Origin of the sequence: Synechococcus sp. BL107 (assembly GCF_000153805.1) — a bacterium.
Classification (GTDB): Bacteria; Cyanobacteriota; Cyanobacteriia; order PCC-6307; family Cyanobiaceae; genus Parasynechococcus.
This window is the reverse complement of sequence record NZ_DS022298.1, coordinates 1,210,710-1,223,436: the sequence shown is the minus strand read 5'-3', so window position 1 is coordinate 1,223,436 and position 12,727 is coordinate 1,210,710. Positions and strand designations below refer to the sequence as shown.

At 57.9% G+C, this 12,727-nt stretch carries 12 protein-coding genes; 4 read left to right on the top strand and 8 right to left on the bottom strand.

The genetic code is table 11. From position 1 onward, the window contains the following. Positions 1 to 30: 30 nt before the first annotated feature. Both argF and ftsH read right to left on the bottom strand, forming a co-directional pair. The gene (argF, locus tag BL107_RS06355) at positions 31 to 987 is read right to left on the bottom strand and encodes an ornithine carbamoyltransferase (RefSeq protein ID WP_009789458.1); all 957 of its coding nucleotides are present in this window, start codon (positions 985 to 987) and stop codon (positions 31 to 33) included. A 45-nt stretch (positions 988 to 1,032) separates the two neighbouring features. Next, the gene (ftsH, locus tag BL107_RS06350) at positions 1,033 to 2,907 is read right to left on the bottom strand and encodes an ATP-dependent zinc metalloprotease FtsH (RefSeq protein ID WP_009789457.1); all 1,875 of its coding nucleotides are present in this window, start codon (positions 2,905 to 2,907) and stop codon (positions 1,033 to 1,035) included. A 95-nt stretch (positions 2,908 to 3,002) separates the two neighbouring features. Between ftsH and BL107_RS06345 the strand changes: the two genes are divergently transcribed. Then, positions 3,003 to 3,650 carry an SOS response-associated peptidase gene (locus BL107_RS06345; protein WP_009789456.1) on the top strand — a complete coding sequence of 216 codons (648 nt, stop codon included), beginning with the start codon at positions 3,003 to 3,005 and terminating at the stop codon, positions 3,648 to 3,650. A 117-nt stretch (positions 3,651 to 3,767) separates the two neighbouring features. Further along, positions 3,768 to 4,481, top strand: a complete 714-nt coding sequence (locus tag BL107_RS06340; protein WP_009789455.1) for a potassium channel family protein — start codon at positions 3,768 to 3,770, stop codon at positions 4,479 to 4,481. On the opposite strand, the gene ribD is transcribed toward BL107_RS06340, so the two are convergent. Beyond that, positions 4,471 to 5,535 (bottom strand): bifunctional diaminohydroxyphosphoribosylaminopyrimidine deaminase/5-amino-6-(5-phosphoribosylamino)uracil reductase RibD, encoded by a 1,065-nt coding sequence (gene ribD, locus BL107_RS06335; RefSeq protein WP_009789454.1) that lies wholly within the window; start codon positions 5,533 to 5,535, stop codon positions 4,471 to 4,473. The two genes, BL107_RS06340 and ribD, sit on opposite strands and share 11 nt — an antisense overlap. Further along, positions 5,535 to 6,023: a DUF3122 domain-containing protein gene (locus BL107_RS06330; RefSeq protein WP_009789453.1), complete on the bottom strand. Its 489-nt coding sequence runs from the start codon at positions 6,021 to 6,023 to the stop codon at positions 5,535 to 5,537. The genes ribD and BL107_RS06330 overlap by 1 nt, the downstream gene beginning before the upstream one ends. Positions 6,024 to 6,218: 195 nt before the next feature. Between BL107_RS06330 and BL107_RS06325 the strand changes: the two genes are divergently transcribed. Beyond that, a complete protein-coding gene (locus tag BL107_RS06325; protein ID WP_232192812.1) occupies positions 6,219 to 7,205 on the top strand; it encodes a helix-turn-helix domain-containing protein in 987 nt (328 codons plus the stop codon). Here BL107_RS06325 and BL107_RS06320 read toward each other — a convergent pair. Genes BL107_RS06320 through BL107_RS06310 form a run of 3 tightly spaced genes read right to left on the bottom strand, consistent with a single transcriptional unit; the run spans position 7,124 to position 11,004 of the window. Beyond that, positions 7,124 to 9,619, bottom strand: coding sequence for a GH116 family glycosyl hydrolase (locus tag BL107_RS06320; RefSeq protein WP_037988186.1), 2,496 nt, complete (start codon positions 9,617 to 9,619; stop codon positions 7,124 to 7,126). The two genes, BL107_RS06325 and BL107_RS06320, sit on opposite strands and share 82 nt — an antisense overlap. Before the next feature lie 42 nt (positions 9,620 to 9,661). Next, positions 9,662 to 9,934, bottom strand: a complete 273-nt coding sequence (locus BL107_RS06315; protein ID WP_009789449.1) for a hypothetical protein — start codon at positions 9,932 to 9,934, stop codon at positions 9,662 to 9,664. Then, a complete protein-coding gene (locus BL107_RS06310) occupies positions 9,931 to 11,004 on the bottom strand; it encodes a sulfotransferase (RefSeq protein ID WP_009789448.1) in 1,074 nt (357 codons plus the stop codon). Before BL107_RS06310 ends, BL107_RS06315 begins: the two co-directional genes overlap by 4 nt. Positions 11,005 to 11,037: 33 nt before the next feature. Here BL107_RS06310 and BL107_RS06305 point away from each other — a divergent pair, with 33 nt between their 5' ends. Next, a complete protein-coding gene (locus BL107_RS06305) occupies positions 11,038 to 12,291 on the top strand; it encodes a bifunctional cobalt-precorrin-7 (C(5))-methyltransferase/cobalt-precorrin-6B (C(15))-methyltransferase (RefSeq protein WP_009789447.1) in 1,254 nt (417 codons plus the stop codon). Between the two features lie 19 nt (positions 12,292 to 12,310). Here BL107_RS06305 and BL107_RS06300 read toward each other — a convergent pair whose 3' ends face one another. Continuing rightward, positions 12,311 to 12,724, bottom strand: coding sequence for a DUF192 domain-containing protein (locus BL107_RS06300; protein WP_037988185.1), 414 nt, complete (start codon positions 12,722 to 12,724; stop codon positions 12,311 to 12,313). Positions 12,725 to 12,727: the final 3 nt, after the last annotated feature.

The window sequence follows — 12,727 nt, the reverse complement described above, 5'->3', positions numbered from 1 at the left end:
CTTGCAAGGGGGATGGACCAGCTCAAGCCATCACAGGCCACCCATCAGTGCCGCCAGCAGCGCTTGCTGGGCATGAAGTCGGTTTTCGGCCTGATCAAAAATCCGACTGGAGGCACCCTCCATCACTTCAGCAGTGATCTCTTCGCCGCGGTGCGCAGGCAAGCAATGCAGAACAATCGCATCCTTGGCGGCTTGATCCATTAAGGCCTGATCCACACAGAACGCGGCAAAGGCTGCCTCCCGTTCAGCTTGCTCATCCTCCTGGCCCATCGACGCCCATACATCGGTGTACACCGCTTGGGCACCCGCCACGGCCTTGACGGGATCAGTGCAAATCTCAATTGAAGCTCCATGTTGTGCCAGGGATCTGGCCTGCTCCAACACCCCAGATAACGGTTCAAATCCCTCCGGACAACCAATCCGAACGTTCACCCCGAGCAAGGCCCCACAAAGCATTAGGGAGTGGGCAACATTGTTGCCATCCCCGATGTAAGCCAACGTTTGTCCTGGAAGATCACCATGCACTTCCAACATCGTCAGGAAGTCGGCCAGGGCTTGGCAGGGATGTTCCAGGTCGGTGAGGGCATTGATCACTGGAATGGATGACCAGTGGGCGTAATCGACGAGTTCCTGTTGCGCAAAGGTTCGGATCGCTAAGGCATCGCAGTAGCGACTCAACACACGCGCCGTGTCTTGCAATGGTTCGCCGCGGCCAAGCTGCGTCACGGTTGGGTTCAGGTCCACCGTCTGACCACCGAGCCGGGCCATTGCCACTTGGAAGCTGACCCGGGTTCTGGTAGAGGCCTTCGTAAAGATCAATCCCAGAACACGATTGCCGAGATCAATACGTCGATCCCCTGATTTCAGCTGGGCCGCCAGCGTGAGAAGCGCTGCCGTTTCAGCGGCGGAACCATCCGCAGAGGAGAGGTAATCACGACCGTGCAGCCCCACGAGAGGGGCTGCAACCCCTTCAGCAGCGAAAGCCATTGCAACGCTCTAAAGGACAGTTATCGGGGATGAAAGGGGTTCACGTCAAGCGCTGACGCCTTCCGGAAGAACACTGGCCTCCAACATCTGTTTGAGATCGTCGCCCTCAATCACTTCTTTCTCAAGGATCTTTTGGGCAATGGTTTCCAGCAGCCCCATGTTTTGGCGAAGGATCGATAGGGCATCGTCGTGGGCCTTGTCCACGAGGCCACGAACTTCATGGTCGATCGCTTGGGCCGTGGCATCACTCACAGAACGGCGAGGGTTGTTATTGCCACCTAGGAAACGACCTCCCCCCTGTTTGTCGTAGGCCAATGGTCCAAGGGTGTCGCTCATCCCGTAGGTACCGACCATTTGCTCCGCAAGATCTGTGGCCCGCTGGAGGTCGTTCGCGGCACCGGTCGTGATTTTTCCGAAGACGATCTCTTCAGCAGAGCGGCCGCCCAAGAGGGTGGCGATCTGGCCCTGAAGGTCTTCTTTGGAATTGAGGAAGCGTTCTTCTGTGGGGAGTTGAAGCGTGTAACCCAAGGCACTCATACCTCGAGGCACGATCGAAATTTTCGCCACTTTGCTGCCACCTGGCATGAGATGACCAACGATCGCGTGGCCAACTTCGTGGTACGCCACCACCTTTTTCTCGTCGTCTTGGAGCACACGACTCTTCTTCTCCAAGCCAGCGACAACGCGTTCAATGGCTTCACCTAGATCTTTTTGCTCAACACGTGTGCGCTTCACCCGAGCCGCCAGTAGGGCAGCTTCATTGACGAGGTTGGCCAAATCTGCACCAGCGAAGCCGCTCGTGGCTTGCGCCACATTGTCCAGATCAACACCTTCAGCCAATTTCACTTTTTTGGCATAGATCTCAAGGATCGTTTTACGACCAGAGAGATCTGGGCGGTCGACCAGCACTTGACGATCGAAGCGACCGGGACGCAACAGGGCGGCATCAAGAACTTCGGGCTGGTTGGTGGCAGCAAGAACAATGACGGGCTTGTCCTGGGCTGTGAAACCATCCATTTCCGTGAGCAATTGATTGAGCGTTTGCTCGCGCTCATCGTTTCCACCGACAACCCCCATGGAGCCAGAACGGCTCTTGCCGATGGCATCAAGTTCATCGATAAAGATGATGCAGGGGGCTTTTTTCTTGGCCTCTTCAAACAGATCGCGAACGCGAGCAGCGCCTGCGCCAACGAAAAGCTCAACGAACTCAGAGCCGGAAATAATGAAAAAAGGAACCTCTGCTTCCCCAGCTACCGCCTTGGAGAGCAATGTTTTGCCTGTTCCAGGAGGGCCAACTAGCAATACGCCTTTTGGAATTCGAGCGCCAATTTCGGCATAACGCTCAGGGGTTTTGAGGAAATCAACGATTTCTGTGAGCTCATCTTTCGCTTCATCAACGCCAGCCACATCAGCAAACGTGACGCGTGACTCTTCATCAGGGACGTAAACCTTCGCTTTACTCTTGGTGAAGCTGAGGGCTCCCTGGGCACCCCCACCCATTGAGCGGCGGGCGAAGAACTGAAGAACGAGAATAAAAATTAGTGGGGGGACGACCCAACTCAGAATCGTGGTGAAGATATTGGGCTTTTTCGGGGGCGCTGCAGCGAACTCAACGCCCTTCGCTTCAAGGCGTTGGGGGAGATCCATGTCGAAAATTGGCGTTGTTGCCAACACAGGAGGTGTTCCCTCCTCTGGCGCCGACAACTCGTAGCGAATTTGATCTTGCGTGATGAACGCCCGTTTGACGGCGCCGTCATTCACTTGGTCGATAAACAACGAATAAGGAACTCTCGGCACCTGCTGCATGCCGTTGCTTGGAATGAAGCTGCTCACCAGCAGCAACACTCCGAAGCCGATCAACACCAGGTTGATGATTCCGAAACGACGGTTTGGTTGGTTGTCGTCCTGACGGATCGGCATAGCCCACGCCTGCACTGACGTCACGCTACGAGGGAAGACGCGAAGCGTGACGGCACCATGGGTGTGAGAACCGAACGGCCCCTAACGTTTCGAGGATGTGTGGTCGCTACTGCCTCGAATCAACGGCCGATGACTTGGCGCGTCGTCTCAAGCCATGGCTGAAGGCAGACGACGCTGCATGGCTGAAGCATTACGCCCCACGGGCGCTGATTCGGCCTGGAGAGCCCGTACTGGCACTCCGACGGGAACATGGCCAAAGTCGGGCGGCACACATGCTGTGGGGACTGCTTCCGGGCTGGGCCAAAGATCCAGTCGCCAGTCATCGGCCCATCAATGCCAGGGCTGAAAGCATTGGGGAGAAAGCCTCCTTCCGAGGGCCCTGGCGTCATCACCGTTGCCTCTTACCCAGCAGCAGCTTTTTTGAAAAAGGCCATCAAATCGGTCGGAACGACCAAGCGATGTTTTGGCTGGCAGGGCTCTGGGATCGCTGGGTGGGGCCCGATGGCAGCGAAGTGGAAACCTGCTGCGTGATCACCACCCAGGCCAATGCCTTGGTGAAACCGCTACACAACCGCATGCCCGTGATCATTCCTAACGGCCTTGAGGAGGTTTGGCTGGAACCCGGCGACCAATACCATCGCCATGCCCTTGAACCGATGCTCTCTCCCGTTGCTGAACAGGGTTGGAGCTGCATCCCTACCTCTGGCAATACCTCTGAAGCGAAACAGCTCGATCTGCTTTAGCCCTTCTCTGCAAGGGCGATTGACGAAGGCGATTGACGAACCAGACGGTTGACAGCAACGAAGGGGGGATGACCCTGAACGCAGTGCTGGAGAGATGCTTTGAGGTGGGCTTCGCGATTGCAACGCAAAGGGGGATTGCAGCTCAAATTGCTGCTGCTGTTCACCTTGATCGTGATGGTGGGCTTCGCCTTTCCGCGACTGATCTGGACCACCCACGTGGGTTACACCTTGATCGCCCTCACGCTGACGCAGCTAATGGTGCGCGACAGCTTTGCCCCTGTTTGGGCTGATCGGCTGTACCGCGGCCTTGGCATTTTGGCGGTGGTGTCGATGTGGCTCTGGCTGCTCACCCCCCATGAATTGATCTACAGCGGTGTTCCCCTCGCCCTGAGCTGGAGTGTGCTGGTGGGTTGGAGTGTGATCCGCCTGGTTAAACGTTTCGCCGATGAACCCAAGGTGAGCGAAGCCTTATTGATGGGCGCCACAGCGGGCTATCTCCACATCGGCCTGACCGCTGGCCTCGTGATGAGTGCCCTCGAAACCATCCAGCCAGGCAGCTTCGGACCGCTCAACGTCCCAATCGGTGCGGGGACGAGTGTGTTTGCAACCTCCCATGTGTTTTCGACGATTAACTACTTCGCCTTCGTTTGCCTGACCACCGTGGGATTCGGAGATATCAATCCGATGCTGCCACTCTCCAGAATGGTGAGTGTGGCCACCAGCATTGCCGGACCGCTTTACCTGGCTGCCGTGATGGGTGTTCTGATCGGTCGATTTGCCAGCAACTTGGAGCGAACCATCGTCGAGTCCGATCAGCGGCCTAAGGAGTGAGCCTGAGCTGAAACAGCCAATCGCCACCCAAAGGCACAGGGCTGAGACAAGATCCTGCGACCACCTGATCCATGGCCGTAAAACCCAACTCTCCGAGGGGTGTGCGCGCTGCAACCCCTCCCATGAGTTTGGGAGCCACCACAGCGGCAACCTCTTGGATACAACCCTGACGAATCGCAGCGGCTGCCAACTCAGGACCGCACTCCCAGAGCACACGATTGCAACCACGGTTCGCCAGCTCCTGCATCAAGGGCTTTGGTTCAGAGGCTGAAAGCAGTAGGCGTTGCGGGCCATGCGGGAACGGCTGTTCCTGCGCTTCAGGTCCATGGGCCACCAGGGTGGAAGCGAGCGATGTATCCCAAAGCTGGGCTGTTACAGGCAGCTCCATGCTTCGACTCAGCACCACCCGCAGAGGTTCAGGCTTCCGCCGTCCGCGGCTGGTGAGCAATGGATCATCCGCACGCACGGTGCCACCACCAACGATCACCGCATCTGATTTGGAGCGGAGTTGATGCACCCAGCGCCGTGCCGTTGGCCCGCTGATCCATTGGCTTTCGCCATTGCTCAAGGCTGTGCGGCCATCCAGACCCATCGCCCATTTGAGCGTCCCCCAGGGACGACCGGTGCGGACCCGATGCAGAAAAGCCCGATTCTGAAACGCGGCTTCGGCCTGCAACACCCCACTGATCACGTCAAGCCCTGCGGCCCGGAGTTGCGCCATCCCTCCCCCATCAACCCTTGGATCTGGATCCTCAAGGGCAATCACCACCCGAGCGATACCAGCCCGTAAAACAGCCTCGGAACAAGGGGGGGTGCGGCCGTGGTGACAGCAGGGTTCGAGGGTGACGACAAGTGTTCCGCCTTTGGCTCGATCACCGGCTTGAGCCAGGGCACCCACCTCAGCATGGGGTTCACCAGCCCGCGCATGAAATCCTTCCCCGACCAAACGGCCGTGCCGATCGAGAACAACAGCCCCCACAAGGGGATTCGGGCTGGTGTGTCCATCGGCAAGGCCAGCCAACGCCAACGCCCGCCGCATCCAGGCATCCCACATCAGCTCAAAGGCAAATCCTGAAGCGAGCGCCACTCACCCACCACATAGGGAGGCACAGGCAACTCCGTAATCACCCCAGGCAGAACAAGGCGCAAGGGTCGGTTGTTGGTGAGATCGTTGAGCAAGGGGTCCAGAGCAAATTCGACAGCAGCGTCACGACCGTCACCGGCCAAAACGGGATTATCCAAGGTGATGTCGTCGAGGAGCCATGTGCGGCGTCCAGCTAAAACCTGAAGTCCGACGGGATGGTCGAGGCGCAATTTGCCGGGATAACCAACAATTCTGAGTACCACGGGTTCACCGGGTTTGCCCTCCCGATAGGCCACCGCTTGCCAGCTGTCGTAATCCAGATCGCGGAGGCTCTCCAGCGATCGAACCATGGCAACACCGGATTCGCTTTCATGCTGATGGACCTGAGCCCAGGCAATGCCAGGCGTTAACACCAACAACGCCAGAGCAGCCAAGAGAGAGCAGATCAAACGGCGCATCTGGACGCATTCCCGGGTGTTTGGCTGGAACGTTACTCAGACCAATCGTTCTGATGAATGGTTTGGGAAACAAAAATCTCCAAATTTCATCGCTTACCCATCACCGACGAAATCTGAGATAATCCAGAAATGCAAAAACTGCATAAGCAGAAATATGAGCCAACTCTGAAACAGAGTGATTGCGCCGTCCGGACCATGACGTTTCGGACGACTTGGGAGTTTGAGTCCTGCTTCGCTGCTGTTGGATATGACGTTAAAGCTGTTCAAATCACCCCGGGCGAGCTGAGGGGCAGTTTTGAGTTGTATGGAAGCAGAGCCCTTCCGATCCTCTCAATTCGCACCAATCAGGCCTTGGTGGTGGAGGGGGATCGCAACTCAGAAAACTCGATTATTGGCCTTGAGCAGACCAACAACATCGAGCTTCATCGCGTTCGAGGCGAACATCTCAACCCCTCCACCATTCACGGCTTCAGCGCGCGAATCAAAGACTCATATTTTCAAATGTCGCCCGGTGCCCACACCACCATGGCGATCTTCAAAACACAACGCCTCCACGACCTCGCTGTAATCCATGGCGAAGAGAAACTCGTTGACTGCCTAGATCGTCACAATTCCCTGCAACTTCAACCCAAGCATTTCAAACAGCTCAAAACACTGTTGCAACCCAACTATCACACGAATGGGGCCTTTCAAGAAACCCTCATTGAAAGTGCCCTGCTGGAATGTTTTCATCCAAATGTCGTGATGAGCAGCAGCACTGGTGAGCCGACCCACCAAGCGCAATTGATGCGAGACATGCTGATTTGGGGACTCAAGAACCCCAACAATGCGATCAAATTGGATGATCTCTCCGCCACAATTTTCGCCTCGCGTTCGTCACTGGTTCAGAACTGTCGAACCACTTTTGGCCTCGGGCCGATGACCCTGATGAAAAACATTCGGCTTGGACAAGTGCAACTTGCCCTGAGTCATCCCGAGATCCGTCACAGGATGGGGCACCACACGGTGCGGAGCATCTCTTCCCATTACGGCTTCCAAAGCCGAAACCATTTTGCTAGGGACTACCGCCTCTTTTTCGGCGAATCTCCAAGTGCAACGCTTCAACGCTCAGAAGCACCTGGGATTTCAGCCCAATCCGTCTCGGTGGCCCACAAGCCCCAAATCGCCATTGCTCTCAGGTAATGACAGGCCCTGAAGGTGTTCACAGCTGTGATCGCCTCAGGCGTTCGGAACTGCAAGCCACCGGAATACACCTGATTTACCACCGCTCCAGTAATCGCTAAAGCCGTATCGCTCTGGCCCATTAAACGGAAATAGCTGGCAATCCCGAAATTGATTCCAGTCCACACCTCAAGCGGATGCGTTCCATTCGGATCGAGTGGAGTTCCATCGCGTCGTAAGCCGTTAGCAACGCCAAGCGTTCCGGCCTCGAAACGCTCAAAGCAGGCTTCCCGCACCACATTCAAGGTGCTCAGGGCATTGGCGTCACTCACCACAGACGGCAAACCCAACAAACGCGCATAGAAATCGCCACAGAGCTGATCCGCCATCACCACTGGCGTTCCGCTTTCAGCATCGATTTCGTAGTACTCGCCATTCCAGAGCAATCGATCAAAGTTGCTCCTCGACTGTTCAAGCCACTGACCAAAGCGTCGTTGCTCCACCGTGGTGTCGAGACCGAGGTCGAGCTGCAGCCGTTGCGCCATCGCCAATGCCGCTTCCAACGCGGCGATCCATAGCGCCCCGCAATAGGCGCTAACCCCTTTCAAGGGCCAATCATCAAAGGTTTGATCCGGCGCACCGCCGTTGTCCGGCAAACCATCGTCATTGACGTCAAAACCCTTGAGGTAATCCAAGGCTTGAACCGCCGATGGCCAGCACTCCGCCAGGAAATTCAAATCTTCGCCGGTTGGAGCGAGTTGGAAGGTTCGCCAAACCTGCAAAACAAAGTCGCTGGCCAGGTCTTTCCAGAGGTTGCAGTCTTGATAGGCGGTGTAGTTGGTGGCATCAAACGGCACCTCATTCGGGGCACCGAGGTCGTGGGGCGTCGCACCCGCCACCTTGCGATCGGCCTCAACCCTTCCCCGGCCTTGGGTGAAGTACCAACCGATGGGGCGTTGGGTGGCATCACGGGCTGGAATCGCGCGGGAAAAACTGCGCAAGACAGCCTTATCCAACTCGGGCCAAAGCTGAAGCAACGCAAAGGAGCCGTACAAACGAACGTCCAAGCTTTCGTACCAGGCGTAGTCAAGACACTCCAAAACCCCAAAGCGGCCATAGGGATCCTTCGCCGTCGCCGCCGTCCAGAGGCTGCCACCACTACAGAGGTCGTAGAGCTCATTGAACAAGGCCATACGCACAGGCTCCGGCAATGCTTTTCGCTCCAGAACGGGTTGCTGCCAAGCCTCAATTCGCCCTCGCCAATCGCTCCAATCCCTTAAGGCTTCTGCTGCGATCGCAGCAGCATTTCGGCCATCGCTGCCAAAGAAGTCGGTGTAACGACGGCGGTCCGCACAGCCGGAGGCAAAGGCTGTGATCGGTAGATCCCAGCTGATCACCACTGGAATCTCGCGTGATTCCCCTGGAGCCAAAGTGAACTTCACCACCATGGCGGCACTGGCCTGCTCGCCGGCGCGGCTCTCACGATCGTTATCGCTCTCCGGAATTCTTCCCTCTGCAGCAAAGGGAGTCCAGATATCCGAGCCATCTCCGCAGGGATCCCAACGGCTGCAACGCAGCACATCAACGCCGTCGAGATCGTCGGGAACCGCAAGACACCATTGGCCTTCCCCCTCTGCAATCGGCTCGGACGATCGGCCCTCCAATAGAACACCGGTGACCCCTGGCTCATTGATGGCCCGGTTGCGCTGGCCTTCGCCCCGGCCAATGGCCGGGGAATAGTTGTGTTCAGGGCTGCCATCGTCGCGGAAATGAACTTCCGCTGCAGCATCGGTATTGGTGAACCAACCAACGGTGTTTCGCCAACTCACCATCAACGACAACTCCAACGGCTGGTCGGTGGGATTCGCGAGCTGCCAACGGAATACCGCTACCGGATAACTGCTGCGTTGGTAATCCCCCGGGAGAATCGGGCTGAACGCTTCACACAGCACCCCGGAACGAAACACCCCGTCGTAATGGGTCCAACTCAGCGGGTAACGGGCGGCGTAGGTGCCTGTGCTGCATTGGTCGGTACTAGCGGGGTACCAACTCCAAGCCGGAAGCGATGCTGCAGCATCTGGACGCGACGCATCACCCTCCGGCGAAACGGCAAGGGCATGGGCGCGCAGATCATCCCCCTGCTTTTCCCAGAGAGAGAACTGGCAATCGGGGAGCGTTCCAAACCAATGTTCCCCACCATCTAGGTGCCACAGGTTGGTATTGCCATCAGGGGCGCGGCCGAAGCATCCAGCACCAAATCCCCCCAGCGGCATGCCGTGGTTCGGACCATCATCGAGATTGCTCGCATAACGGACGCTGTAGGGCTGGTCCCACCCGAGGCCAAACGGTCGGCTCCAACTCGCTGATGGCGGGATCCAAGGACTGGAACCACGGCGCAGCATCCCGCGCAAAGCGGAGAAACCCAGTCCAGTCATGGAGTGCCAAGAGATATCCCCAGATTGCCAGGTTTGAGAGCATCAGCCAGGGGTTAAATCCTGCGGCGCGTCTTCCGCATCCACGAGGGCATCGAGGGTGACCGCTGTTCGCACTAGGGCCTGATAGCGATGCAGGGTGCGGCGGTTCTGATCCAACCAACGGGCTGGAGCAGCTCCGCTCGAAGCCTCTGGCCATGCTTCATCCATCAATGGCAACTCCTCTTCTCTGGCGATCAAGGCCAGCACCAATTCATGCAACCGCTGTCGTCGTTCAGGCTGGCGTCGTTCTGGCTGTTGTCGTTCAACGCTGTTCATTCCACCCCCAACAGCACGCGTAAGCGCTGCTCCGCTAGCGGCTCAAGGGCCACAGGATCGGCCCGATAGGTCGACGACTGTTCGATCCGTTGACGAATAGGTGCTTGCGCTGTGGTCCAACTCTGAAGGCCAAAAGTCTCATAGATCTTTTGCACCTCTTGAAAAGGCTGTCGGACCAAATCAGAGAAAGCCACTTCAACCAACTGACCCTTGGGGATGAGATGACGCGACGCCTCGAACGCCTGGATCAACTCGCGGTGGGCCGTCACGGTTTCTTCAACTTGAGTGATCTCGCTGGGCAGCGGTTGCAACCCCACAAGACCAGACATGCGTTGCTTGACCTGCACCAGAGAACGAATCGAATCAAGCGGCTCCCGCTTTAAAAGAATGAACCGCGCCTTGGGGAAGTGCTTCAACACCATGGGCACCCGAGCTGTGTGGGCGGGGTTCTTGATCAACAGGTGCGACCGTCCAGCACCGTCATGCAACCAGGTGAGGCGCGTGATGTACAACCAAAGACGTTCAAAGCGGCGGGTGGTGAGCAGAACACTCCGCCGAAAATGGACGAGGTAATCCAATGGAAACGCCACCCCCGCCATGTTGGTGTCGATGGTGAGTTTGGCGATGCAAAGCTCATCTTCCTGAGGATCCTTCGGCTCCCAAGCCACCGCATCAATGGGACGTCGCGCCGACATCAAACGGGCCAATATGGGAACGATCAGCGGTCGCAACAGAACACCAACCTGTGGCGCCACCATCAGGGAGTTGCGCACGGTCGCCGCGGCAGGATCACTGGCAAGCAGCTGATGCAGATAGGTGGTTCCACTCCGCCAATGACCCATCACCACGATCGGGTCGGGCGGAAGTTGGCGCGCCCTCAGCTGACGACGAATCTGCAGAGATTGCAGCCAGGCCAATGGTTCCACCATCAGGCCGCTCAGCGTGATCATCACCGCTGACGACCAATGCGAGAGAAAGGGGCGACCCACAAACAAGCCTCGCCAAAGCACCCGGGGCCGAATGAAACCGGCAATCACCAAGAGATCTGAACGGGAGGGACGATGACCCATAGGCAACGCATCAACTACCACCAGAATGCCTGGATGATCGATGTGATCGGCACCGATGCCGGGGCACCAGCCTCTTTGCCTACGGCTCAGCAACAACTGATCCGTGAGGCGCACTGGATTGCCGCACCGCGCCGACTTCAGCCGGCGCTAAACGCGTGGCTCAATCAGCCCAAACCCTTGATTGATAGTGACGATCCCCGCCTCTTGGTGGACGCCCTGAAGGACTTAGACGCGACTGCCCCGGGCGTGGTGCTGGCGAGCGGCGATCCCCTCTGGTTTGGTATCGGCCGCATGCTGGGGGATCGGCTCGGCACCGCGCGTCTGCGCTTTCACCCAGCCCCCACCTCGCTGCAGCTGGCCTTTGCCCGCATTGGCCGCCCCTGGCAAGACGCCACGTGGGTGAGCCTGCACGGTCGAGAACCCCAAGCCTTAAGCCAGGCTCTCCAGAAACGTCCTGCGGCGCTTGCTGTTCTCACCGATCCGAATCAAGGCGGCGCCATCGGTGTGAGACAGATGCTCGCCAGTAGTGGGCTTGAAGCGAGCTACGACCTTTGGCTCTGCGAAAACCTCGGTCATCCGGACGAACGCATCCTGCAAATCACACCGGATGACGATCTCCCCCTCGATCTGCATCGGCTCTTGATTGCAGTGCTCATCGCCAAGGAAGCAGCGCCACAAGATCCAAAGACCTATCCCCTCTTTGGCCTCGATGATGGGGTGTACCTGCAGCACAGCGACCACCCAGGTCTGATGACCAAACGGGAGATTCGCATCCAACTGCTGGCCGATCTCAATCCTCCAGAGCAAGGGGTGCTTTGGGATTTGGGTGCCGGCACAGGAAGCATTGGGCTCGAAGCGTTGCGATTGCGGCCGCAACTGCAACTCATGGCGGTCGAACAACGGGCTGGAGGCGCCGCACTGATCAAGGCCAATGCCGAACGGTTGGGTGTACGCCCAGCAGCGGTGCTCGAAGCCAATGCCATCGATCTTTTGCAGGGAGACCTCCCCGCGGGGCTCGAGCAACCCAACCGTGTGCTGCTAGGAGGCGGCGGTCGCCAACGCAACACGTTGCTGCAACTCGTCTTGGAACGCTTAGAGCCAACGGGCATCGTGGTGGTGCCGCTCGCCACCGTGGAGAGCCTCAGTGGTGTGCGGCGGTTACTCGAGGACGCCAACATGACCGTCCGCATTAGCCAGCTCCAGGCCTGGCGCGGACAACCCCTTAGCGATGGCACACGACTCGCGCCAATGAATCCAATCCTAACAGTAAGTGGCACGAAACAGTAACGATATCGTGCAAATAAAGCTAAGGAATCGTGCTAAACTGCACTGGATCGCCCGTCTTGATACCCAGGCGTTCCGCCTCCCCAGCCGCCAGTTCCACGACCCCGTCTGCCAACTGACGCGGGCCATAGCTGGGGCAAGGCAACCCTGGGCACACGGGCACCCTTGGCTGAATCGACACCACGGTGTCCCCCCGCACAAAAATCATGTCCAGCGGCGCCAAGGTATGCAGCATCCAGAACCGCAGCGGCCGCGGAGTCTTAAACGGAAACCACATGCCGCGCAGGGGAGGCAATGGCGGACGTTGCATCAGGCCAAGACTCTGCTGCTCAGGGGACTGGGCCACCTCCAAGGCAACGCAGAGCTGCGGCTTGATGCACCATTGCGCCGTTAACGGAAGCCGCTGGGGCAACGGAAGGACGGGTGGGACATCCATCGA